This window comes from Enterococcus sp. 12C11_DIV0727 (assembly GCF_002148425.2).
GTDB lineage: Bacteria > Bacillota > Bacilli > Lactobacillales > Enterococcaceae > Enterococcus_L > Enterococcus_L lemimoniae.
Genome location: NZ_CP147248.1, coordinates 1,401,629 through 1,426,545 on the forward strand (window position 1 = coordinate 1,401,629; position 24,917 = coordinate 1,426,545).

Annotated in this window: 30 protein-coding genes and 1 pseudogene; 3 read left to right on the plus strand and 28 right to left on the minus strand. The window is 31.1% G+C overall.

The features are described from left to right. Window positions 1-209: 209 nt before the first annotated feature. The 6 genes from rsmI to tmk form a co-directional block, all read right to left on the minus strand. On the minus strand, window positions 210-1,076 hold the full coding sequence (gene rsmI, locus A5866_RS06710) for a 16S rRNA (cytidine(1402)-2'-O)-methyltransferase (protein WP_086444012.1): 867 nt from the start codon (window positions 1,074-1,076) through the stop codon (window positions 210-212). An 83-nt stretch (window positions 1,077-1,159) separates the two neighbouring features. Beyond that, complete coding sequence (locus A5866_RS06715) at window positions 1,160-1,507, minus strand: DNA replication initiation control protein YabA (protein WP_010773302.1); 348 nt, start codon at window positions 1,505-1,507, stop codon at window positions 1,160-1,162. Continuing rightward, window positions 1,500-2,339, minus strand: a complete 840-nt coding sequence (locus A5866_RS06720) for a PSP1 domain-containing protein (protein WP_086278737.1) — start codon at window positions 2,337-2,339, stop codon at window positions 1,500-1,502. The genes A5866_RS06715 and A5866_RS06720 overlap by 8 nt, the downstream gene beginning before the upstream one ends. A 14-nt stretch (window positions 2,340-2,353) precedes the next feature. Further along, window positions 2,354-3,304 (minus strand): DNA polymerase III subunit delta', encoded by a 951-nt coding sequence (gene holB, locus A5866_RS06725; protein WP_086444011.1) that lies wholly within the window; start codon window positions 3,302-3,304, stop codon window positions 2,354-2,356. A gap of 1 nt (window position 3,305) precedes the next feature. Next, window positions 3,306-3,635 carry a cyclic-di-AMP receptor gene (locus A5866_RS06730; RefSeq protein WP_010760520.1) on the minus strand — a complete coding sequence of 110 codons (330 nt, stop codon included), beginning with the start codon at window positions 3,633-3,635 and terminating at the stop codon, window positions 3,306-3,308. Window positions 3,636-3,649: 14 nt separating this feature from the next. Continuing rightward, entirely contained in the window at window positions 3,650-4,294 is a 645-nt protein-coding gene (gene tmk, locus A5866_RS06735; RefSeq protein WP_086278734.1) for a dTMP kinase, read from the minus strand. A 509-nt stretch (window positions 4,295-4,803) separates the two neighbouring features. On the opposite strand from tmk, the gene A5866_RS06740 reads away from it, so the two are divergent. After that, entirely contained in the window at window positions 4,804-4,917 is a 114-nt protein-coding gene (locus A5866_RS06740) for a hypothetical protein (RefSeq protein ID WP_254907528.1), read from the plus strand. 85 nt (window positions 4,918-5,002) lie between these two features. Here the strand turns inward: A5866_RS06740 and recR are convergent, their stop codons facing one another. The 5 genes and pseudogenes from recR to A5866_RS06765 all read right to left on the minus strand — a co-directional run. Then, window positions 5,003-5,599 carry a recombination mediator RecR gene (gene recR / locus A5866_RS06745; RefSeq protein WP_086278733.1) on the minus strand — a complete coding sequence of 199 codons (597 nt, stop codon included), beginning with the start codon at window positions 5,597-5,599 and terminating at the stop codon, window positions 5,003-5,005. 88 nt (window positions 5,600-5,687) lie between these two features. Further along, window positions 5,688-7,028 carry a tyrosine-type recombinase/integrase gene (locus A5866_RS06750; RefSeq protein WP_140335118.1) on the minus strand — a complete coding sequence of 447 codons (1,341 nt, stop codon included), beginning with the start codon at window positions 7,026-7,028 and terminating at the stop codon, window positions 5,688-5,690. Window positions 7,029-7,188: 160 nt separating this feature from the next. Continuing rightward, window positions 7,189-7,713 carry an EF0163 family protein gene (locus A5866_RS06755; RefSeq protein ID WP_086444009.1) on the minus strand — a complete coding sequence of 175 codons (525 nt, stop codon included), beginning with the start codon at window positions 7,711-7,713 and terminating at the stop codon, window positions 7,189-7,191. Between the two features lie 12 nt (window positions 7,714-7,725). Then, on the minus strand, window positions 7,726-7,935 hold the full coding sequence (locus tag A5866_RS06760; protein ID WP_086444008.1) for a hypothetical protein: 210 nt from the start codon (window positions 7,933-7,935) through the stop codon (window positions 7,726-7,728). Between the two features lie 9 nt (window positions 7,936-7,944). Next, a pseudogene (locus A5866_RS06765) lies at window positions 7,945-8,529 on the minus strand (CHAP domain-containing protein); the annotation flags it as partial. Window positions 8,530-9,387: 858 nt separating this feature from the next. Here A5866_RS06765 and A5866_RS06770 point away from each other — a divergent pair. Both A5866_RS06770 and A5866_RS06775 read left to right on the plus strand, forming a co-directional pair. After that, window positions 9,388-9,705, plus strand: a complete 318-nt coding sequence (locus A5866_RS06770; RefSeq protein WP_086444007.1) for a helix-turn-helix domain-containing protein — start codon at window positions 9,388-9,390, stop codon at window positions 9,703-9,705. Window positions 9,706-9,736: 31 nt separating this feature from the next. After that, window positions 9,737-10,300, plus strand: coding sequence for a hypothetical protein (locus A5866_RS06775; protein ID WP_339099773.1), 564 nt, complete (start codon window positions 9,737-9,739; stop codon window positions 10,298-10,300). 60 nt (window positions 10,301-10,360) lie between these two features. On the opposite strand, the gene A5866_RS06780 is transcribed toward A5866_RS06775, so the two are convergent. From A5866_RS06780 to A5866_RS06860, 17 genes are all read right to left on the minus strand, one after another. After that, window positions 10,361-10,774 carry a hypothetical protein gene (locus A5866_RS06780; protein ID WP_086444005.1) on the minus strand — a complete coding sequence of 138 codons (414 nt, stop codon included), beginning with the start codon at window positions 10,772-10,774 and terminating at the stop codon, window positions 10,361-10,363. Continuing rightward, window positions 10,744-11,916: a C47 family peptidase gene (locus tag A5866_RS06785; RefSeq protein ID WP_086444004.1), complete on the minus strand. Its 1,173-nt coding sequence runs from the start codon at window positions 11,914-11,916 to the stop codon at window positions 10,744-10,746. Before A5866_RS06785 ends, A5866_RS06780 begins: the two co-directional genes overlap by 31 nt. A gap of 201 nt (window positions 11,917-12,117) precedes the next feature. Beyond that, window positions 12,118-12,987 carry a hypothetical protein gene (locus tag A5866_RS06790; protein WP_339099756.1) on the minus strand — a complete coding sequence of 290 codons (870 nt, stop codon included), beginning with the start codon at window positions 12,985-12,987 and terminating at the stop codon, window positions 12,118-12,120. A gap of 322 nt (window positions 12,988-13,309) precedes the next feature. After that, window positions 13,310-14,992 carry a DUF4365 domain-containing protein gene (locus tag A5866_RS06795; RefSeq protein ID WP_086444002.1) on the minus strand — a complete coding sequence of 561 codons (1,683 nt, stop codon included), beginning with the start codon at window positions 14,990-14,992 and terminating at the stop codon, window positions 13,310-13,312. Window positions 14,993-15,457: 465 nt separating this feature from the next. Continuing rightward, on the minus strand, window positions 15,458-16,183 hold the full coding sequence (locus tag A5866_RS06800) for a hypothetical protein (RefSeq protein ID WP_339099757.1): 726 nt from the start codon (window positions 16,181-16,183) through the stop codon (window positions 15,458-15,460). Window positions 16,184-16,419: 236 nt separating this feature from the next. After that, a complete protein-coding gene (locus A5866_RS06805; RefSeq protein WP_086444003.1) occupies window positions 16,420-16,719 on the minus strand; it encodes a DUF4176 domain-containing protein in 300 nt (99 codons plus the stop codon). After that, window positions 16,716-17,372, minus strand: a complete 657-nt coding sequence (locus A5866_RS06810) for a DUF443 family protein (RefSeq protein WP_339099758.1) — start codon at window positions 17,370-17,372, stop codon at window positions 16,716-16,718. Before A5866_RS06810 ends, A5866_RS06805 begins: the two co-directional genes overlap by 4 nt. A 6-nt stretch (window positions 17,373-17,378) precedes the next feature. Beyond that, window positions 17,379-18,779, minus strand: coding sequence for a T7SS effector LXG polymorphic toxin (locus A5866_RS06815; RefSeq protein ID WP_086444001.1), 1,401 nt, complete (start codon window positions 18,777-18,779; stop codon window positions 17,379-17,381). Further along, entirely contained in the window at window positions 18,779-19,123 is a 345-nt protein-coding gene (locus A5866_RS06820; protein WP_086444000.1) for a DUF3958 family protein, read from the minus strand. The genes A5866_RS06815 and A5866_RS06820 overlap by 1 nt, the downstream gene beginning before the upstream one ends. A gap of 11 nt (window positions 19,124-19,134) precedes the next feature. Continuing rightward, window positions 19,135-19,419 (minus strand): TIGR04197 family type VII secretion effector, encoded by a 285-nt coding sequence (locus tag A5866_RS06825; protein ID WP_176332535.1) that lies wholly within the window; start codon window positions 19,417-19,419, stop codon window positions 19,135-19,137. Window positions 19,420-19,486: 67 nt separating this feature from the next. Beyond that, window positions 19,487-19,789: a WXG100 family type VII secretion target gene (locus A5866_RS06830; RefSeq protein ID WP_086443998.1), complete on the minus strand. Its 303-nt coding sequence runs from the start codon at window positions 19,787-19,789 to the stop codon at window positions 19,487-19,489. A gap of 414 nt (window positions 19,790-20,203) precedes the next feature. After that, entirely contained in the window at window positions 20,204-22,120 is a 1,917-nt protein-coding gene (locus tag A5866_RS06835) for a hypothetical protein (protein WP_339099759.1), read from the minus strand. Window positions 22,121-22,659: 539 nt separating this feature from the next. Further along, window positions 22,660-23,283 carry a DNA-processing protein DprA gene (locus tag A5866_RS06840; protein ID WP_086443997.1) on the minus strand — a complete coding sequence of 208 codons (624 nt, stop codon included), beginning with the start codon at window positions 23,281-23,283 and terminating at the stop codon, window positions 22,660-22,662. Window positions 23,284-23,295: 12 nt separating this feature from the next. Beyond that, on the minus strand, window positions 23,296-23,592 hold the full coding sequence (locus A5866_RS06845) for a hypothetical protein (RefSeq protein ID WP_086443996.1): 297 nt from the start codon (window positions 23,590-23,592) through the stop codon (window positions 23,296-23,298). 16 nt (window positions 23,593-23,608) lie between these two features. Continuing rightward, a complete protein-coding gene (locus tag A5866_RS06850) occupies window positions 23,609-23,872 on the minus strand; it encodes an HAD family hydrolase (protein ID WP_086443995.1) in 264 nt (87 codons plus the stop codon). Between the two features lie 38 nt (window positions 23,873-23,910). Next, complete coding sequence (locus A5866_RS06855) at window positions 23,911-24,438, minus strand: hypothetical protein (RefSeq protein ID WP_086443994.1); 528 nt, start codon at window positions 24,436-24,438, stop codon at window positions 23,911-23,913. A gap of 177 nt (window positions 24,439-24,615) precedes the next feature. Then, a complete protein-coding gene (locus tag A5866_RS06860) occupies window positions 24,616-24,834 on the minus strand; it encodes a hypothetical protein (protein ID WP_086443993.1) in 219 nt (72 codons plus the stop codon). Between the last annotated feature and the right edge of the window lie 83 nt (window positions 24,835-24,917).

Below are 24,917 nucleotides of genomic sequence, written 5' to 3' on the forward strand. Positions count from 1 at the left end.
AATCTCTCAATCGCGAAAAATAATTTCATTTTTCTGACAATTCACGTTACAAAAAATAACATCTATACCAATGAAGCGTTTTCTTTATACTTATCAGTTTTATTTACACTACCAATTTCAAAAAAATAAGAGCAGGACAAAACTAAACATCCGTTTTGTTTCGCTCTCTAAACCCGAATACATATTTTTGTCCCGGCCTCATTTTCACTTTAATCTACATGATACTCTTTGTACACATCCTGTTTCTTCAATCCACGTAGCTTTGCTACTTCTTTGATGGCTTCTTTTGACGAACTCCCAGCATTCATCACAACTTCAACATGCTCTTTAATGGACAGTTCTAAATCTTCATTATCAGGTAACCCTGAGTCACTAGCCCCTTCAACTAAAAGACAGCACTCACCTTTTAACGTGTGTTCAGCTAAATAATCTCGAAGTTCAGCTAAAGTTCCTCGTAAATACTCTTCATGTAACTTTGTTAATTCACGACAAACTACAGCTTTCCGCTCTTCACCAAAGACTTCTGAAAAATGCTTTACAGTGGTTGCAATTCGATGAGGTGATTCATAAAAAATTTGGGTTGGGATTTCGGATTTTAACTGTTCCAAAATCTCAATCTGCTCTTTTTTCTTTCTTGGTAAAAAACCATAGAATGTAAAAGGTTGTGGAACTAGACCTGAAGCAATCAATGCGGTGATTCCAGCTGTGGGTCCAGGCAAAGCAACTACTTTGATGACCGCTTCGATACACGCTTCAACTAACTCATGACCTGGATCACTAATTGACGGCATCCCCGCATCGCTAACTTGTGCGATTATCTCACCCGCCTCTAATCGTGCTAGAAACTGCGGAATACGCTCTTTATAGTTATGTTCATGAAAACTAATTTGAGGAGTCGTTATTTCAAAATGATTCAACAATTTTTGTGTGTTTCGCGTATCTTCACTAGCAATGATCGTCGCTTCTTTTAAACAATTAATACAACGAAAACTCATATCTTCCAAGTTCCCGATCGGTGTCGGGACTAAATACAGTTGACCCATGCTAGATGAATCAAAACTTTTCTGTTTTTGCATAAGGGCTCCTTTTAACTTCTTATTTGAGTTATTGTAAAAAGGCTGAGACAAAGTTTGTCACAGCCTCTAAATTTGATTCCTACTTATTTGTATCGTTCACCATAAATAACATCTAAACAAAACGCACATTCTTCATCATTTTCACGGCGTGAGCCGTATAAAATATTGCAGACATGAAATCCTTCTTCATATAGCTTTTCCAAATTCATACGAGATTTAGAAAGCTCTTGCTTGGCTGGATCATTTGGATCACTGGCTAATTTAGTAAGTTCCTGTAAATGCTCACGCAAGCGCTGATTTTCAATTTCAAGGGTTGTATTTTTTTCGACTAACTCATGAAGTGCTTCTTTAATCTCTGATAATTGTCCCAAAGTTCCTTGTAGATCCGTCTCTAATGAACTCAGACCATCGTATAAAGAACGTTTATCCATTGTGATCACCTTTTTCGGCTTGAGCTTTTTCTGTTGCTTCTTTGATTTCTTCATAATCATATTCTACTGCGGTTTCACGTCCAACTAAACGGACTTTGATGATACGGCTCAATAAGTTCAATCCGACAACTCGACCTTTACCATCTGGTGTGATCACGTCTTTACCATAATCAGGTAATTCCTTTTTCGCTGCTTCGTATTCATCATTTTCATATTTCAAACAGCACATCAAGCGCCCACACAAACCAGAAATTTTTACAGGATTAAGTGATAGACCTTGATCTTTTGCCATTTTGATTGAAACAGGCATAAAGTCACCTAGAAAAGTTGAACAGCATAATTGTCTACCACAAGGTCCGATCCCACCTAAAATTTTCGCTTCATCTCGTACGCCGATTTGGCGTAATTCAATTCTTGTACGGAAAATGGCTGCCAAATCTTTGACCAATTCACGGAAGTCGATGCGACCATCTGCAGTAAAATAGAAAACCATTTTACTGCGGTCAAATGTATATTCAACACGAATCAATTTCATTTCTAATTCATGTGCTCTAATTTTTTCTTTGGCCACGCTTAATGCAGCTTGAGCATCATCAACGTTCTTTTGTTCTTTCTCTAAATCATTTTCTGATGCTTTATTTAAAATGGGCTTCAATTCTTCAGGTAAGTCTTCCGGATCCACTGTTTTTTTAGGTATCGCAACCGTGGCCAGTTGTTTAGACTGCTGTGATTCCACAAGTACTTTCTCATTATAAAAATACTCTGATTTTCCAGGAGCAAAATAATAGATATGACCTGCTTCGCGGAAGCGAACTCCTACTACTTCTACCATTTTCATCCTCCTATTTATGTTTTAGGGTGGATCATTCTTATCACTAATTGTTCACAAACACTTTGCCAACTGACATTGGCTTCCCATTTTTGGCGAGCTTGTAAAATTAGTTCCACTCGCCCAGCTTGTTGTTCCAGAATTCGTTTCAGCTGCTTTTGAGCCACACTTTCAGTTAGTTGTTTGCGAGAATAAGCAAGTAATAAATCAAAACTCAACGCTTGCTGGTCTTTTTCTTTAAACACTTTGATCATCTTTTTTTGGACATAGACAAAAGCTTGTAGATCATCTTTTATCATGTAGTCAAACCATTGTTGAGTAATTTCCCTAGCTTCATTAAACCATTCATCTTGAGAGATTTCAACTGCTTTGTCAAAACTATTTGTCAGTTCTATCAAAAGACTGGCAGTATTTTTATTGATTCCAGACTCTACTAAAGCATGGATCAATTTTTCCTTTACTAAAGGTTGAAAATGAAGAACTTGGCATCTTGATTGGATTGTTGGTAAAATTTTTGCTAAAGAGGTTGTCTCTAAAATCGCCAGTACTTTGCCTTCGGGTTCTTCTAAGAATTTTAACAAGCTATTTGCGGCGCCAATACTCATTTTATCTGCTTGTTCAATTAGGAAAACTTTTTGCGCAGTCTCTACACCACTTTTGCTAAATTCAGCTTTCAACGCTCTGATTTGATCAACTTTGATCGTTTGACCATCGGGTGTGACCCGCATCACGTCTGGGTGTTCATTATCATTGATCCGTAAACAATTATTGCATTGATTACAGGGATTATTATCCGTCAGATTTGTACAAAAAATATGTTTTGCCATCCACAAGCCAAATTCTTTTTTACCAGTTCCTGTATCGCCTTCAAAAAGATAAGCATGGGCAAGACGACCATGCTCAAAACTTTTTTGAAGTTGCTGGTAAAGCAACGGTTGTTGTTCATTTAAAACAGCTGCTTCATTCATTTTAATATTGATGGAACCCTTCAACTGGAAGAACAAACACTGTTGCTCCACCGACCTCGACCTCGACAGGATAAGGCACTTGTCCATCCATCGTAATATCTAGTGTTACAGGAGTTGACACATATTGTTTACGAGATTGACAGGTTTTTTTGATCAGTTCCAATGCTTCTTCGACACGGTCATCGTCGATCCCAACAATAAAGGTGCTATTTCCAGCTTTTAAAAAGCCACCCGTTGATGAAAGTTTTGTCGCACGGATATTGGCATCAATAAATTCATTGGCTAAACGGTTACTATCTTTATCTTGGACAATTGCTAAAATAATTTTCATATTCGGTCACCTTCCTAATTTCTAAAATATTCTGGATAACGATTTACGATTGCTTGGAAAGTTGCTTCGACAACATTTTCCAAACTCATTCTGGCATCAATTTTTGTGATTCTTTCTGGGTTTTCTTCTACTAATTTTAGATATTCATGGCGAACTCGTTGATGAAACTCAAGTCCTTCTGAATCCAATCGGTCGATTTGTTGTTGACGATGATTTTTGATACGATTCAATCCAGTATCAGAGTCTACATCCAAATAGATCGTAAAATCTGGTACAGTTCCTTCGATCGCAAATTCATTGATCGTAGCGATTGCTTCAACACCGATTCGTCGCCCTGCTCCTTGATATGCTAGCGAACTATCTACAAAACGATCACATAAAACAATCTTTCCTGCCTCCAATGCAGGTAACACCTTCTCCATCAAATGCTGACGTCTAGCCGCTGCATAAAGCAACGCTTCGGTCCGCTCATCCATTTCCTGATTTCTCGGATCTAAAATGATTTGACGAATCTTCTCAGCAATGGGAATCCCGCCAGGTTCTCTTGTCTTAATGATACTTCTTTCTGCTGCCAGATCCAGCCTTGGATATAATTCATTCAATACACTTGTTTTTCCTGCGCCATCTGGTCCTTCGATTGTTATAAAAATACCTTGCACTTTACTAATCCCCTAACTTACTTTGATTCCTTTTATCTATTATACTTTATCTGTCACAATCAGTCTAATTGAATTCCTTATTATTAAAAAATTCCTGATGAAAAAATAAAAATCATTTAAACTCTTTTACGTTGTCTAAAAGAACAACGGCTACAGCACTTAAAATAAGACTATCAACGAAATATGAATAGTTCTTAGAATTTTATCCTGCTTTGGGTAACGTTTTGGCTTTGAGTTGGTTAACTCTATTTTTTGCTAGAAGACTTTCACTACTTATAGAATTCGTTTCAACAAAATCGGTTTGCGAAAGTATTAGATCACGATGGTAAAATAATCTCACTTGAATTTGATAAAAACACGTTGAGGTTGCGAAAGAAAACTTGACTCTCAATGATGTAAACGTTTTAACAATTGTAGCTTCTGATAGCTTAGAGAAAATGGCAGCAAGCTAAGAACCTGCTTTCGATTTAATCTTTATCGATACGGATAAAGAAAACACTTCTGTTTGCTTGAAATACGTACTACAACTCGCTCTTCCTGTCACTATTATTATTGGCGATAAGGTTGTACGTGATGGTGCTGTTATTAATCAAAATAGTGCTGCTGGACGAGTTAATTGTTGAAAAATACAGGCTAAAAAAAGCTGTCAGTTATGTTGCCATTCCAATCTCTTTGGATAGCTCATAACTGATAGCTGCTTTTACTGTTTTAAAGTTCACGACGTCCTTCCACGGCCTTAAGCAACGTCACTTCATCGGCATATTCAATATCACTACCTACTGACAAGCCGTGTGCCAATCTGGTTACTACGATACCTGCTGGTTTAATCAAGCGAGATAAATACATAGCAGTCGCTTCACCTTCTGTCGTCGCGTTTGTTGCAATAATCACTTCTTTAACCTCATCATCATGCAAACGTTGAATTAACGAAGCAATATTGATATCTTCAGGTCCAGTTCCTTCCATTGGGGATAATACGCCATGAAGGACATGATATAAGCCATGGTATTCACGCATCTTTTCCATTGCCATAACATCTTTTGGTTCTTCTACAACCAAAATAATACTGCGATCTCTTGTTGTATCCTGACAAATTTCACAAGGATCTTCTTCTGTAATATTGCCACAAATACTACAAAAATGTAAATCGCGTTTCACACTAATCAATGCCTTAGCAAAAGCATTAACATCCTCTTCTTTCATATCTAGGGTATAAAAAGCTAAACGAACTGCCGTTTTTTGACCGATCCCTGGTAATTTCATATAGCTTTCAACTAATTTGGCGATGGGTTCTGGATAATGCATATTTCTCTAAACTTCCTTTCATATCAAGTGTTTGTAGTGCTTATTAATTCAGGCGGTAACAAAAACGGTAACAAAATTTCCTTTTAAACTAATATGAATCAAGAATATTAGTTTCGTGTTCAGGAAGTTTATCTAGATAATAACTCATTGTAGTTTTTGCACTCTCATGCCTTAGACGTTTTTGAATCGTTTTTAAATCAACCCCCATACTCAACAACCACATTGCGTGACTATCTCTGAAATCATGAATCTTTATTCTTTTAAGTTGATCATTTCTATTTTTTCCTTTATTGTATTTCTCTATAATTTGTTCTTCCCATAAAGTCCAATTTCTTGAAGAATACATTGTACCATCATACATGAAAATGTACTCCATTGCACCCACAGATTCTTGTAATTTTTTCCATTTTCTAAGCCATTCAACATTCTTGGGTGACAACTTCACCCAACCTTTACTACTAAATGTTTTAGCTCCATCTGAAACACTAGCAGTCCAGTTAAATTTATTTCTGTAATTCAATGTACTATTCACATAAATCATATTCTTTTCCCAATCAATATCTGACCACTTACGTGCCATTAATTCTCCTACACGTAGCCCTGAAAAAAAAAGAGTATAGAAGCCAGCTTTCTTCATTACATCTAGATATTTTGTTTCACTAATTAATGAGAAGAAAGTATTGAATTCATCAATAGTCCAATATGAGATTTCTCTCTTAGCTCGTACTTTCATTTTTTTCACTCTTCTAGCATAATTTACTTCAACCAATTCCCTTTCAACAGCCAAGTCAAAAACTTGATATACACCTGATAAAATGTGGTTAATATACCCAGACGATATTGGTTTTTCATACTGAGAATTCAAATTTTGAAGATAATCTTTAAATAGAGCTATATCACGTTGCTTTATATCACATATATTTTTCCCTTGAAAATATTGAAAATATTTACAATACATTTTATACCTGTTTCTAAATGTACTATCTTTTAATGTTCTTTTAAAATGAGGAACTGCAACACTTTCAAAAAATTCATAAAAATCAATACTTTCGCTTTTTTCAAAATTATTAATGTTATACTTAACTTTTTCTAATGCTTCATTTAAAGCATATTTAGCTTCACTTGCAGAATTAAATCCTTCTTCTTTTATCCACAATTTCCCAAGCGAATTTCCTTTTTTTAACCGCTTCTTATAATACCACTTCTTTGTCTTTTTATGTTTATAAACATTTGCAATTTTAGCCATTTTCCAGCTCCATTCCCAACAACCTTTCCACAGCATATATAGGAACTCGTTGTACTTTTCGTCCTGAATAAAAATCACACTTTTTTCCCTAACCATGTAAATTTTTGCATTCTGAAAAATACGTTGTGCTTGAGCTGAATTAAAACCACGACTTTCAATTTCTTTCTTAGTTATAGTTTCCATTTTAACACACTCCCAACATCTAAAAAAAATCATTACTTTATTATTTCGTTATCTGCTTCTCTTAATCATAAGACAAACAAAAACTCCCACCACAAAAAGTGGCAGAAGTTCTATTTTTTCAAAGCTAATAAATCACTCAATAAAATCTCCTAATTATCATTTAATATTCTTGCTTCACTGTATTGTATGTCATTTCTGATATTTTACTTCCAGTTACTTTAACTAGTAACAAAAACCTCACTTCCGAACCATTCTGCTGACAGTTTAATAGAATAGCATATTGATCCTGTTCTCCATCAATCGGCTGATAAATACTAACAACTTCACCTCTTGAAGCCAGCATAACCGCAGAATCAAAGTTAACTCCATTCGTTTTAATACATTTATCTGTCATAACTTTTTTTAATTTACCGTTTCGATCATTGATACTATCAAAGTTCGCATATGCTTCACCAAAATCATTTAGCAACTTTTTAATGTCTACTGATTCTTTTTTACTATTTACACTAGAATCTTTTGTCTCTTTTGGTTCACTACTTAAATGGAAAGCATTTTCTGTTCCCTCAACTTGTTTCATTTCTAAAGTAGCTGTTTCTGTTGTTTTTACTTCTTTTTTTTCTTGCTTACATGCTGTTAAACCAGCTATAAATAGAACTGCCACAAAAGATAGCATAATTTTTTTCATTATCCGTCCCCCTTATTTCTTTGCTACTCGTTGAACTTCTTTTGCATATACAATTTTCGGACTAAAACCTTCTGAGAATTTAACTCGATATTCCTTACTTCTTACCGCTACCAAATAACCATCCTCAAACTTTCTAGCAACAAACTCATTTTTATTACACTTAAATTTTACACATATCTCTTTTACTTGTTTTCTCGTTAACACCTTTGGCTTTCCAAACATAATTTCCTCCTATTTTTTCCTTACAATACTTGTTACGTTGGGGAAATTTACACCCCATGTAAGATCATATTTTGCACGAATTCTTCCTTGACCCGAATTTTGCTCATACGTAGTAAATTTATTCTCACCTGATACACTAGCGATAATTCCCGTGTGACCATAAATACTGGTTGCACCACCGCCTTGCCCCCAATTGATAATATCTCCAGCTTTGATATCAGAATAACTAGGATTGTGTATAACCATCCATCCGTTACTTTCCCAAGCATAACTAGAGCCAATTAACGAAGCACTAACTGTTTCACCTATATTTCCTGAAATACCATTGGGACTTCCAGCGCCTAAATGAATCCCTGTATTAAAACTATCAACATAAAAACTTGTTAGTCCGTAACATTCACCGTTATACACTTGTTGTCCCATTTGTGTTTCCAAAACATCAATTTTGCCACCGCCAACATTTGCCGAACCGCCACCTTGACTGCCCTTAGAAAGGCGATTATACCAATTATTGGCACTTGTCTTTCGTTGTGCTTGTTGCATTGGATTATCTTTAGTCCCAGCTCGTTCCCAATATTTTAATATATCAATTGATTTTAGCAATTCTAAACTAATAAAATCAAAACTTTCTGACCCAGCCTATCTAAGTAAACAAAAAGAACGTTATGAAGATATTAGAAAACTTCTATCATCATTCAACGTTCCTGATACTCCCGAATCAAGGGAAGCATTATTATTTTTTATGTTTGAACTAAAAGAAAAATCTTAATCTTCATTAGAAATAACTAAACAAAAAGCTTCTTCAAGGGTTATATCTAGTTCTTTACTAAACTTTTCTAATAGTAACAGCAATTCTTTGTCTTTTATCTCCAAATCCAACACTCCATTTTTTTGGATTCGAGACTACTCAATAGAAATATGTATACAAAATCTGCACTACAATTAGTTAAATTTTAACAAATTGTCAAATACTAATGAAATATCTTAAATACTTTGATATACTCAATAGTTGTAGCAGTCTGCTACAAAATAAGAGTAGCGCACCAAAGCCCTAAACTTTAGTGCCTGTCTTTAACGTTTGACATAGGCTGGTAACCTATGGATGTTAAAGACAGCTCTTTTTTTATACGCTTTTTACTTACACTTGAATTATGACTTAAATTTTAAATTGTTTATTATCCACCTACTGTAACAACGAAAATTGATATTAAACTTGAAACTGCAACTAATAATTCCATTCCAAAACCTCCTATCTAAATATTCTAAAGATTTGATTCACATGTGATTCTCACCTACAAGACAAGATTACCAGACATTTAGAAAATTGAAAACCACTTTTATTAAGATTTGATTATATGACAAAAAGTAATTACTTATTTTACATAAATAGAAAAAATTATAAAATTACAGACGTTTTATTTGTTATAATGACAAAAGAAAGGAGTTAAACCCATGAATATAGGCGATACTTTAAGATTTATTCGTACAAAAAAAAATATCAAACAAAAAGAAATGCTACCAAATCATCAAGATTCTTCAACATACTCTCGAATTGAAAATAACCAAAGAATAATTAAGTTAAATGATTTAGAAGTTATATTAAACCAACTTGACGTTCAAGCAGAAGAATTTTTTACTTTAACCAGCTTAGACGATCAACAAGAGGTTTTCAATAATCTTTACTACTATTGCGGCAATCATCTAAACAACCAATCCACAAAAAAAGAAACTCTTAGAAATTTACTATCAAATAGAAAACAAAGCACATAAAAGTATTAAAGACTTATCAAACTATTATGCAATTAAATGTTTCTATCACAAAAAGTGGGAAGAAGTTGCACCCGTTAAAACTGATGAAATAAATATGATCTACGACAGACTTGTAGAGACAAATTATTATTTTGGTTTTGAATACAAGCTACTATGTAATATGATTACATTTTTTTCACCTAAACAAGCAAATGTACTTATTTTCAAAGCCTTTCCAATAAAAGATGAAGATAAAAGAGAATACACTACTAAAAAGTTTGCATACAATACGCTAATAAATGCAATCACTGTCACACTCTACAAAAAAGATTACGAATTAACCCGTAAATACATAAAAATTGCGAAAACTTTAGATAAATCAAATAGTAACTATAGTTATCGCATGAATTTAAAATACCTTGAAAATTTAACTGATTGGTTACAAACTGGAGAACTTAAATACATGCAACAAATTAATAATTTTATTACAATTTTAGAGGATATCGGCGACTCTGAACACGCCAAAAATGTTAACAATGAAGTAAAAGAGTTAACGCACAATAAAGATAGTGTTGATAACGTTTCATACTCAGTCGGACTTATCAAAGAAAGTTAAAAATGAACATAAAAAAGCCCTACTGGGAACATTTGTGAGAACAGTAGGGCTTTTTTATATTTATTTTGAAGTAAGTTTAATAGGAACAGATAGTCCACCATTCCCTTCAATATTTGAAGCAAATTGATATATTATTGTAGATTTCCCTTCGATTTCAATACGGCAGGTACTCTTATTATTAGTGAAAATAAAACTATTTCCTTTTGATTTCTCATCATAGCTATACAACATGCTATTTTTTTCTCCATCTTCAATAATCTCCAATTTTTCCATATCTTTACTCTTAAAGACAACATTCGTATTTTGACTTTCATTTTTCCAATGTTTATCTAATAAAAAACGGAAAATGTATTCTTTAGCTGATACTTGTTCTTCTTTAGGCTTAGATACTTTTGGAAAAAAAAGAAGGACTGCCACAACTAGTATAATAAAGAGACAAATAACTATTGGAAATTTCTTATTGATGTTACCCATTTAAATTTCCCTCCTGGAAATGGTAGTGTTGGTGATTTTACACCTCCATCAATACAATTTGTATGTGGATACCAAGGATTCCATATATAATAAACATTTAAGCCTTTTTCTGGACTTACCCATCCATGAAGAACTAATGCATGGTAATCATATTTTGCATTTGCGTCATATTCTACTTTAGAAAACACAAAGACAGGATTTCCCTTATTTAATTCATTTCTGTTTTCTGCTAAAGTTAAAGGACGATTAACATAGTATGGATTCATTCCTAACTTAGCTTTCGAATAATTAATAACTTGTTGACTATTTATTCCGCCATTTTTATAGAAAGCTTGACCTGTTGCCTTCGGAAAAAAATACTTCATAACAGTTTCTGCTTTTAAAGAAAATGCCGATTTTTTAGTGTTCGTTATAGCCCCCAGTGCAAATCCCATACACCAATCATTTTTTCCATTATTGATCTGAGCTTGATTCTCATAAATTTTCAAATCAATCATAGAGTAGTTAGAACCGCTAGAATACCCTCTCAACATTCTATTTGGTTTAACATAATCATTTTCTTCACCCATATCAACTATTTCAGTGTGCTCATTTGAAATCTTATCTACGACTTCTTCTACTGTTATCTCGTTTTGGATATCACTTTGTATAGGAGCTCGATATAAAAGTTCTGTCTTTTCATTCCCATCAGTATAATAAATATCATAACCTTTGTTAAATAATTTAACTGGTACTTCAGAATCTTTTTTTGCTAATTCATTTAATTCTTTAACAAGAGACACTCCCAATGTATCTACATATTGTCCATCATCTTTTTTCAACATATACGTATAAACAATTTGTCCATCATAGTATATAGGATATACAGCAGTTCTTTCCTCAATCTTTTCATAGGTATTCAACATACTAATCCCTGAACCCAGTGTATAATCATTTAATTCTGCATATCCTTTCCCCTCAGGAATTATCATTGAGACTAATTTTTTGGATACATTATTTTTTGCATATGAATCCATTTCTGCACTAATTTCACCACTTTCAACAACCAAATCATTTTCCGCTATTTCTTGTGCCTCTACAATAGCAAAATTGGACATAGTAAAACAACAAACCCCTACTAACATTACGAAAAATTTTTTCATCTTATCCCACCTTTCTTATAACCACAAAGCATCTACTTTATGTAGCTTTTATTATACCGAAAGTTAACATCTATTTCTATGATTTTATTAATATAGATAAAAAATTTATTACATGAAATATTTAAATCTTCTTTTTAAGCATTGGTGAGAATAGTAAAGAAAAAAATATGCTGTTAGTAATCTCAACAAAATAGAACTTCATCACCTATTATTTATGCACATCCTTTTCTGTTTATACTTTATGAGCATTTTTTTTATTGCTACTTTTTGTTTATTAAGCATTCTTATATTTTCAATCAAACTATAAATACTGTAACCTGCACCTAAACCAATAGCTCCAAAAAAAATATGAGCAAATATCGATTTGATAGTATCTGAACCACCTTTTAATAATTTTGAGTCTTTGGGATTTATAAATGTTGAAGAAAATAACAATATTTGTAAAATCAATATAAATACAGGTATTAACAAATTGAAGTAGCTATCACCTAATTGAGAACGTATAATTTTTAATTTTTCTTCATTCAACTTTGTATTTCTTGTTATAGTAAATTCCAAATACACTTCAGGCTGTATCTCTAAAGGGATATTACCATACCTAGAAATATAGGTTTCATAAGTTTCATTAAATTTACTTAATTGAGTATAATAACGAATATCCAGCTTTAATATTTTATTAAAAAAATCGATGTGACTTATACCACTTGAATATTTTTCATAGTCAACTCTTTCGATTTCATAAAACATAACTTCTAATCCAGAAATTGAAACTTCACAACTATTCTTTTCTAATAACTTCTCTAACCAATTCAGAAATATTTTGAATTGATTTAACTCTTGCTCTTCTACCAATTTTTCATGGTAAAGTTTCAATATACTTTCTTTATCTACCTCATTTATTTCAAAGCTCAGGGAATCTTTTCCTTGACGATAATTTATATTCAAAGTATTAAAATACATTTCCCAATATACTGGTATATAGCCATTAGAATATATATATTCATCTTCTCTATTTTCTGTCCCTAGACAGACAATCATTCCTACTTTAATATTATTTTGTGAATTATTCATTTTCCCCTCCCAGTCTGATATTATTAACTTTTCAATAAGATTATATCAAAAAAGTATGTATGAAAGTATATGTATTTATGTACAAAATAATTTATTATTTCTTTACAGTATACACAATATCTATTAATCAAATTACTATCGAAATATGTGGCACTGTTAAAATACAAAAAGACCTACTGGGAACATTCGTGAGAACAGTAGGTCTTTTTTATGTTTATTTGCACAAAACAAGATTGATAGAAACGCTTATTTTACGGTGTTTTTGCCTTATCCGTTACTAGTTCTGAACTCATATGAAATCAATTTGATGCCGCACGCAGTATTAATATTTTAATAATCTTATAATTGGCCAAGATAAAATTTTATCTCTTTCAATCTTTTCTAAACTATCAATTTTCTTTTTTACATTGTTTCTACTCAATAAAATATCAATGCATATTTTTTCTTCATTCATATCGGTTACTTTTTCTAATTCGAATAACTGATTTTTTTCAAAAATTGACAAGTCCCGTTCTCTCGAAATTACTTGTAGATAATTAATTAAATTTATGTTTGAAGAAGAATTACTATATAATAGCTCAGTGATACTTTTTGCTAACTCTAAGAATTCTATTTTCTTACTTCTATCGTATGTTTCTATTATTGCCAATGCATATATTGTGATATAATCCTCATGTCTTTTGTCATTACTATACAGATTTTCAATATTTGAAAGAGTTTTTGCAAAAGAAAAATTTGCAACGTACTCTAAATTTTGAGTAATACTTAGACTAGGTAAAACTCCTTTTACACCATCTGTCCCAATTTGCATAACATATCTATCATCAATTGAATACATATTTTCTAGCTCATCAGGACCAACCAATAAATAATACAATCTATCTTCTAATTTCAACTCTTTTATTCCTATCTCTTTTACCGTATTCTTTCTAGAAATATTTAAAAGAGAATTCAAATCTTTTAAATTTAATTCTGATAATGAAAATAAGTCAAAATCTGTGTATATATCTAGATTTTTCAACAATAGATACAATTCTTTATTCAGGGAAATTTTTTTTAATACTTTTTTTAATTCCTCAGAATGTTCTTTGTTAAATATTTTCGGTAATTCAATCAAGCTTTCGTCTATAAAATATCCATTTGTTAAAATTTCCGACACAATATCTCCACCTCTGACAACCGCATCAAAAGATTTTAATTGTGTTAAATCAAAATTAAAATTGAACTTGCCATTATCAAATGTCATTTTAATAAAATTATCAATATAAATTACAATTTTATTTTCTCTGGAAAACACTTTATATTCCAATTTAAGTCCTTTTAAAGTTCTTACAGATAACTCTCTCATCGTAAATTTAGAATTGGGTATGGTCATACCGACAGGTATGTTTATACCTTCTGTTTTAGTGTAATACAAAGGTATACCTCTGTTTAAAACTTCATCTATACGATTCTTACTTGCAACAATTTTGGTGGTCAATTTATTAAACTTATCAAAAGGAATATCCAAGCTAAGCACATTAGGAGTTTGCATGTCTCTGTGAAGAATAAAATTTTTCACCTCAGCATTCATCTCTTTCGGATCACTAGGAAATTCATAAAAAGTCAATGTTTTTGTTTTTTTAGATAAATCCATTTCTTTTAAATCAAGTGGACTTAATGTCTTAAAGAAAATCTTTTCTTCATTTTTTTTTATGTAAACCACAAAATAGATTCCACCACCTATCTTCTTAAAAGCATTTAAATCATCCACATCAACTGAATATTTTTTAGTTTTAGCAATTCTGTCTAAAGTAGTACCTTTTATTTGTACAAAAACTTGACTAACAAAACTTTTTTTTGATCTATTTTGCCCTTCTTCAATTTGGTACACTCTAATTGAACCATCCACAATTGGCGTTTTGTCATTTGACCGAAAATCAGTTTGCAAAGTAGATGTTTCTTGTAAAGTTGTTTCTAGGAGATTCACAGCTTTCATTTCTATTTGTTCTTGATTTAATGCCAAAATATTTGCCCCCTTATAGTGTGTAAAAAAAGTCTTATTTAAATCGTTAATCCAATATTTCTAGATAAATAAGAAAAAAGCATTAAGTGCTAACCATGCTGCTAACAATCATTGCTCTTTATACTTATTTTATACAACAAAATACAATTAAAAACATTGGTTTCACGCCTTATAAAACTATGTACAATCGTTTAGTAACATATTAGAAGAAGATTCAATATATAATACATTCTTAGCCTTCTCATAAACTAAATATAATGATTATTCTCCAATATGAAAATACTTTTGTAATTCTTTTAAACTTAAACAATATAGTTCCTTAGATACAATATTTGTTCTTACTATACTTACACCCAAATCACCAGATTCTGTTTTCATTCGCATAATGAAATCTTTTACAACGATACTTAATTATCTGGTTCACATAATCACGATTAGAATAACTAACTTTTTTTATTGATACTTTTAAAAATCTGTTTTTTGTTTCTGATAGTTATTAATCTTATTCACTAAAATAGATTTAGATTTTTTTATTATATTATAGTTGTTAAGTACAGAATGGGTTGGACTTGCTACCCCATCTTTTTGAATAAAAGTATATTTATCAACCTGTTCTTGATACTCACTTTTTTTTGAACTAAATTCCTCGTCACTTTCTATACCAGAATAACGAGCATAAAAGTAATCCCTAATATTCTTACAATCATGCTCAAATTCCCAGATATCACTCAATATACTACCTGATAAATACATTGAATTTTCAACTACAACATTAGTAAAATTTTTATGAGAATAATACCACTTATTACTTAACTGTATAAGTTCTTCTCTTGAGTTAGGAAATCCAGTAATCAAATTATCAATTGTACTGTTAAATATAAAAGACGGTTGAGCTCCTGTATAACAAGTTCCAGGATAATTCAAAACTAATTCTTCCGTGCAGTCAAATAATTCGTTAATCGCAACCAAAGTAACTCTAGTGGCATTAGGAATGTGCTCTCTATTATTAATAAGGATGTTATGCTCAAAAGTTTTAATTTCCAAATCTGTTTTAACTTTCAATTTTTCAAATAGTCTCTCACTATTTTTTTCTTCTTGTAATTTAACTTTTTTAATTGTAAAATAATTCGTCACTATAGTTCCAATTAAAGCTATAACAGCTCCTGCTATAATACCATAAAATTCAGACATTAGATTTACTCCTCTCCAAAATAAAAAAATTTAGTTGTTTAATTATCCAGTAGGCATGACCACTAATTAACCAAAGTAGTACAGATACCGACACTGCCTAACTCTAATATTAAATAGTGAAATAAGACCTACTGGGAACATTAGTGAGAACAGTAGATCTTATTTATATTTGTTTTACAGTATTCTCGCTTTCTCCAATTCTAGGTTTGAACTTATTGACAAAGTCAGGCTTATACTTATTTAGCAGCACCAGTCACTTCCGCTTTTTTATAAGTTCCTTCACTAACTTTTTGTTCTACTATTGATAAATACCTCTCATCATCTTCATCATGATATCCTTCATGCACTACCGTATCTATATTTTCTTTATTAAAGTATATGACCTGTTTAGGATCTAATCCTTCTGGATACTTAGACCCTGTATAATCAAAATATACTTTCTCATCTTTTAAATTGACCAAAGGATATCTATTTTCTATCATAATTTTTACTCTACCCTCTTTTAAATAAACAATTGAACCTATTGGTAACATTATTTAACCTCCTTCAAATTATAGCGTATTGTATTTGGTAGTTTAATATTAGTTGAAATAAATAAATTCAAAATCAAACTAAGAGCAAACAATCCATAAGAAAATACACTAGGTGATATTAGTGAAATATAACAAAACAACAACAATAATATATAAAAAATCACTTGAACTGAAATCATTAATAATAAATATGACCTATTTACAGTTTTAAACTCAACTGAGAACTCGAATATTTTTAATGGATACGTATTATTTACAAAAACTGAATCAAATGCTTGCTGTTCTCGCATACCTTTAAATATTTTAAAACTCAGCACACCAATTGTTATAATCGCTAAAAATATTATTGACTCTATCGCTGATAAACTGTAAATAACAAAGTCTTGCATCAAATCACTCAATACTCTAGATACAATAACGGCAGTAGCAAACATCGGTACTAACCACAAATTAGTTAACTTTTTTTTGGTATTAGTATTAATTACATTCAACTGTTCCATATTTATTTCATATGCTTTAAAAGGAATTACCCAACGAAAAACTGGCAAAATATAGATTAGAAAATTACTAAATACATCTACTACAAACCAACTTCCATCTCTTTCAATCAGTTTATAACGCATATACTTTGTATCAACTTTATTAATTATTATCACCTCTATCTAAAATGGGTTTATCCAATCTAATGCACCAGAAATACTATCTCCTAAATCATTAATCTTATCTCCTGCCCAGTCCAGACCATCACTAATTTTATCACCAGTCCAACTAACGGCATCATCAATTTTGCTACCTGCCCAGTCTAATTTGTCTTGTAAACCTAGGAAGTTGTTATCATAAGCCCAATTAAACCCTGCACCGATTGCAATACCCGCAGCAAATCCCCAACCAATCGGGTTAGAGCTAACCAAAGCACCTACTAACATTGAACCTCCAACTGTCAATGCTGTTCCAGTTGCATTATGTGTGATTCCTTGTCCTATTGTTTTTCCGTTATTTTTGACATCATCATATATGCCATATAATGTTGCCACTCCAGCCAATACCAAACTAGCTCTACTTGCATTCTTCGCCAGATTAGAGCCCCATCTACTTGTGTTAGCTAAAGATTCTGACAGTAGAATGAAGCTATTAGGACCAGCAGGACCAGCGATTCCTTGACCAAGTGAATACCTAAATACTGCACCACCGAAGCTTTCAGCAGCAGACAATAAAATATCTGAAAATTTAATTTCACTTGTTATATACGTATAACCCTGACCAATTCCTTCACCAATATTCGAGAAAAATGTTACTATTTTATCTAGAACACTGTCTGGAACATCCATATCTTGATTTTGTGCCATTAATTTTAGAATTTTTTCAATAGCATCTTGTGATAATTCTGGATACCCTACAAGTAAATCTGACAACTGCTTTTCAACTCTATTACTAAATTGATCATTAATAGATTTAGTCCAATCCATGTTTAACTTAGCTGTTGAAAAAGTTCCTGTTTTAGCGTCCCACCCATTTCCGCTAGTAGCTTGAGCCATACCTTGTTGAACCGAAGACAGAGCACTATTTATTTCAGAAAAAATTGTTGCAGAACTTCCATCAAACGCAAGCAACTTATTAAGCTTTTCTTGCAAAACTTGCTTAGCTGACTGATTTACACCAATACTGTGTGCTAACCCTGGTCTAAAGTCTTCAGGATTTTTGGCAATATTAGATAATTCTGTTGTCAAATCATCGATAGTACTCTGCATTGCTCTTATTTGCTCTTCCAAAATATCTGACTGTAAGCTGTTTCCATCAACATCTGACAAATATTGACTTACAAATTTCTCATGAGCAGACTTAATTGATTCACATACTAAAATAATACCATTTGCCAAAGGAAGGTACACTTGTGAAAAGTAGCTTTTAGCTGAACTATATGCTGAACCTTTTAATTCAGTATCTGCTATAAATTCGGCTAACGCTCCCTTAATGGATTCCATATTAGCTATGTAATCTGTACACATACTTTCAACACTTGTTTTTTGTCCTTGCACTTCTGGAATAAAAAAATCAACCCCCATTAACTATCCTCCTCACTTAACCGCATTTGTTCATAATATAGTTCAGATTCTTTATCTTCTAAAGAATATCGATTGTTCTTTATTTCTTCATTCTGATTTTCTATTGCATTAAAAACCTGTTGTCTTCCTCTATTCAATTCAAGTGTCAAATCTGCGGACATATAATTCAACTCTCCGACTGAATACAAACTTTCCATTTCAAAAAACAAGTTTTGGTTTTTTCTGAAAATATTATCTATTCTCTCTTCAAAGTTTTCTAAATCCCTTTGAGCTTTTTCACATTCAAATATTTGATCAGAGATTTCTTGTCTTTCTCTAACTATCCTATCAAATTTATCTGTCATAAAGAAACTCCTCATCTAGTAAAAGAAGGATAAACAACATTGGCAATGTTTTGATTCATCGCTTCAAATTCATTAGCAACACTTTTTAAATTACCTAAATCATTTAATAGTGCTTGTTTAAATGCAGAAACAATTTCATTACCAGATTCTGCACTAGATTTCGCTGAACTGTTACCTTGAACCGTTGTCTGATCAGCCGTAGTTATGGTATGTTGATTTATCTGTTGAATAGCCAGACTGATTCCTGTTGCTAACTGTTGCGCCCTAGCACCATCATTGCTTATAGTATCAGACACTTTTATCACTCCTTTAAACTTATGTACAAAAATAGAAAAAGCTTATAGCTTTCTCTATTTCAATTTTCTATAGTCCACGTCCAATTGCAGAAGAAATATTTTGATCTGTTTCTTCTACAATATTCGCTACTTCGTTTAATTGTTTATTGATTTGATCTAACAACTCTGCAAACTCAGTAACTTTAGGCTTTAAAGCAGTAAATTGATCATTAAAGCTATCAAAACCACTACCTTCCCAATTTCCCTGAATAGTATCTTGTTCGGATTGTAATTTTTGTAGAATATCCTGAACTTGTTGTGAACCATCTGTGTATTTAGTAGCAGACGTGCGTAACTCTTGTGGTGATAATTTAATACGATCTCCAGCCATTTTTCTCTCTCCTCTATAATATAATTAATTGCAATTTTATTTTACCACAATATGAGTTTTATTTTTATCAATATATTATCCATTTCGTAAACAACTTGATAATTTAATTGCTTTTATGTAATATAAACTTCTAGTTTCTTCTTCAAACAGTTATTACTTTGAAAATCGATTCAAAAAATTCTAGACATTAACAATAGAGCTAACATTCTTTCATTCTCTATTTATTTACTTAAATTTATACGACAAAAAAACCTACTGAAAACATTCGTGAGAACAGTAGGTCTTATTTATGTTTATTTGCACAAAACAAGATTGATAGAAACACTTATTTTACGGTATTTTCAACTTATCCGTTACTAGTTCTGAACTCAGATAAAATCATGATTATACTTATTTTAAAGTCAAACAACAAAACTAATTATTTTTCCAAATAGTATAAAATTCTTTATTTGATAGTTTCTTTTTCAAAAGAGTAGCTTCAAATTGCTCTTTCATAAAGTAGCTTGGGAGATCAAATTCTTCATCATTATATATTTTTAATACTTCTGAAAAAAATGATTCTGCATATCCCTCTGCAAACCTTACCAAGTATGGAATTAAATATTTCGCAACATATCCATTATGAACAATTTGATTTCTAGATTTATATATATAATCAATAGTCAATATGACTTCTTCTTCCTTACTTTGAATCCTTCCCAAAGCTACCTTATTATTATTATAAAAGTTAATCGTATCATTAATCTTATCTAGGAAATTATCTTTTGTTGTATAGTTTAGTAAATCACTCATACGTTCATAGAATTTATTTAAAGATACTATTCCCTTGGAGCGAAAACTATTAATTCCCGTGTAATCCATAAACTCATCTGGTATTTTTGTATACTTATCTTTAGAATAAAAACTACGTCCATATCTTTCTGTTATATAAAATAAATCATGTACCAGATTATACTGTTCCGAAAGTAAATACATATTGGACATAGCTTTTTTAATAAACGTAATATTAGTCATTTCAAGTGGTTTACATATATTTGCTAAACTTTCAATGCAAATCCAATAATTTAATAACTTATGTTCCTCGGATTCCCAGATTGACTTAGACATTAACTTAATAACATTAGTAATTGTATTAGCTTCCAAAAACATGTCTCTTTTTTCAAGGGAATCAATTACTTTATAATACTTTCTAATTTCGTTATTTTTCTCCTTAATTAATATGCTAGGGTTACTGCGAGATATATTTCTTCTAAAATTTTTATCATCTTCAATACCAAAGGACACAACACCATATCCACTTTCTTTTTCGCCAATTTCTTTTCCAATATACTGCCCATCCCAATAATACTCTTTATGCTTATCCGCAAAATTAAAATTAAGAAAACTTAAAAAAATTGAATATTTTTCTTCCGCACTTTTCATAGCTGCTTTTTTAGAAACTGAATTTACTTTAATCGCAACATTGCATCTACTAATTGATTTAAAATCATCCGCCTCTTTGCCTTCACTTTTTTTAATTTTAAAAGTCTCGTCAAAATGATCATTATCGGGGAATTTCTTTTCATTAAGTGGATCATATACATTTAATGAAAATATTTGATTATCATTTTCACCAAAATGCGGCGCAATTAATCCCCATACAGGAAAAATAAAAAGATAGTCAGTCTTACTTACTTTAAGCTTACTTCTGAATAATTCCAATCTTTCACTTATACTTAAATCATCAATATATGAGATGCTTTCTTCTTTGGTTAGTCCTTTTGGAACATATTTAAAAGTAATATAAACTTCTTCTTTACTATAAAAATAAGTTTCAAATACCTCTAACAGCATCTTCTTGATGTCTTCTACATCCACACCAAATGTCACTAAATCTATAATCAAATCTTTTGTTATATTATTAATATCTTCTCTTACTGACTTTGAAAAGACCTTACTTTTAAGGATAACTAACAAGTCATCAAATAAAATTTGACCAAAGTTTTCTTCAGAAATTTTATTAGATATTAATTTTGCAAAGACATATGTATTTCTTGAATCTTTTTTCTCCATAGCGTCTTTCAAAATAATTAATTCATCTATATACTTTTTTATATGCGTTTTTTTAATAAGCCTATTGACTAATTCTATATAAATTTTGCGATTTCTATCACTTTTAAACTTATTTAGTTCATACTCATTTATTATATCTAATAATATAACTCTAATATTGACTATTTCAATTCCTAAATTACCAGCTTTTACTTTATCTGAAAAAAACATCCACTCTTCATACCAATACTCCAACGCTTCACTATAGAATGAATCATGCTCAAATTTAGTTAATTTCAAAAAAATCCCTCCAAAATTGTAACCCGTCAATAAGTAATTGTAATTTATTTCTGTAATAATAATTAATCATGTAAACAGTTTAAAATTAGTATAAAAAATGGTTAATAGTATTACTCAAACGTTAAAAGGTTTTCTAATTCTATTTTTACATGGGGCAGTAACAAAAACGGTAACAAAAGTACCTTTTTAAACTTTTTGGATATAACTACAGAAATTGAAAGTCCAGTAATATCAAGCTTTGTAGCACAAACGCATATTAACTATTCTTGATTACTTATAGGTTCTGGATAATACATACTAGAATTATCCTTTCATAATAAGTCTTTATGACTTATTTTATTCATTAAAGCAATACAAAGAGTAACAAACCTAGTATTGAAATTCAATATAGTAATTATTAATTTCAGTACTTAGTATATCACTAATAACTCCTTTAAACGTTACACAACAGAAATAAAATAATTTATAACAACTCAATTTGAATATTTTCAGCTTCGTTTTTATTTCCATTTGTATCTAATTGATTTTGGACTATTTTCTCACGCGATTTCTTTTAATTTGTTCTCAAATTCTCTAATGCTTTTCTCGGTATATAGTGGATAAGCTTTATTTTCAGAAATATATTTTAAATTTCCTTGTGCTTGCTTTATAAATGACAGCTCTCCATTTTTTAATTGTTTGTGATCTATTATACCAACAGGTCTATTTTGTTTGAGTGCATGACCAATTGTAATATTGGTTCCATCCTGGATACCAGTCTCTATAACAATAATTCCATCGCTTAGACTGCTCTGCCATTCGTCTCTTGCTGCTAAAAATTGTGGTATCAACTTTCTACCATTAGGATAGGTAGAAATTAACAGCCCGCCAGAATTCAATATTTCTTTAACCAAGTTTCTGTTTTCTTTCGGATAGACAGGTTTATCTAAACCGTGAGCTAGTACAGCAATTGTTTTACCTGCAACGTCTAAGGCTCCCTTATGTGCGCACGTATCTATTCCTTTAGCTAAACCACTGACTATTGAGCAATTTCTTTTGGCAAGTAGTTTAGATACTCTAATGCCCATTTTCTCACCAAATTCAGATGGGTACCTTGTCCCTTTAATCGCAACGGATTTTTCATAATTTAATAAATCCACATTTCCTTTAGCATACACTAGAATTGGATAATTTTTTTAATTTTTGATTTTTTTTGGATAAAAATCATCACAAAAATTTATTATTTTTATTTTTTTACTAACGCTTTCGTTTATCAAATCATTTGCTTTTTTTAGCGCTTGCTCCCAAGTTAAAGGTGTTAGCACTTTATTATTTATTGCTGTTTTTATTGCTGTAACATTTGTTTTAGAAACTTCTTGGTAAATAATGGTTTCATTATTAATTTTTATTTCACCTAAAAACGTAATGATTGCCTTAGGTCCAATACCTTTGAAATCCAGTAAGGCTATTATTATTTGAGTTAGATTATTCAAAGTTAGTCGCCTCCTATTATTCTTTTTTTAAAAATTTAATAAGCTCCACTACTTCTGCATACACATAGTCTGCATTAAATTGGTTTTGACAGTTTGATCTATTTCCCCAATTTACCAAAACAGATTCAATACCCGATTTATTATAAGCCATGATATCATATTCAGAGTTTCCTATTCCAATAATACGTAACTTATCATTATTATTGGTAAGTTTTTTTAGTTTTTCTATCGCTACCTCTATCAGATAATTTGACGGTTTGCATAGTTTTTTTCCACTCAATATTGCATCATTATACGATAACAGACAATCAATTTCATCTATGTTAATAAAGTATTTAGACGGGGATCCCGGTTTGTTACAAAAATAATTGGTATTTGCATCTCATTGATTACATATGAAATCATTTCTTTTATTCCTTCATATACTTGAAATTTTCCTAGGTTCATTTTTTGCAGCAGGATACTGTTTCCTTGTCCTTCAAATTTATACTCATGAGATTTTATCGAGTCTATCAGTGTTTGATCCACGTCAAAAATAATAGCATCTATTGGCTGATTGATTTGCGTTTTTGGCTTCACTTCTCCTCTTAGACAACTATTATTTTGCGTCCTTCCATATGCAAAATAGATGATTTTCGTGAATCCTAAATCAGTCAAATGTTTATGAGCTGCGTAAAATGAGCTTCCGGTAGTAACAACATCATCGATTACAAGAACTATTTTATTCTTATCTTCATCTGGAATCTTTTGACCTTTTTCCCAAGAATTATAATGTTTTTTATAATTTCTATTTACTGTACCAGAAACTTCATGTGCTGCTTCTTCATCTTCTATTTTCTTAAACAAAGATTTTCCATTTTAAAATTTCTCCTCATACTCCGCTGACAACTGACCGACCACTCGTGATACAATATTCTTTTTTTTAATTTTTGAACTAGGGATGCACGTTACTATGATTGACTCACTATTTTTTTAATTACGGCATTAATATCTTCCACATATCTTTTCAGGCCGCCTACACTTTCAAAATTTTTTTGCCTGATTATATTTTGCTCGATTACTAAAAAAAGACTTACCTGATTTTTTTAATCCATTGATGTATTTATAATCATCATATTCAGATGGTGTATATTCTTTTGTTGGCATTGGATATTCTTTTAAATAAAAAATAGGTTCAAAATTTTCTTCAATGACGTGTAACTTCCGAGTATTTACAACTTGATTATAATTAATATTTTTCATACTAAATCCCCTTTTATTTTTTTAAAAAGATAATAACATATAAAAAAATTACTTATAATGAAATATTAGTTTTTAAATATAAA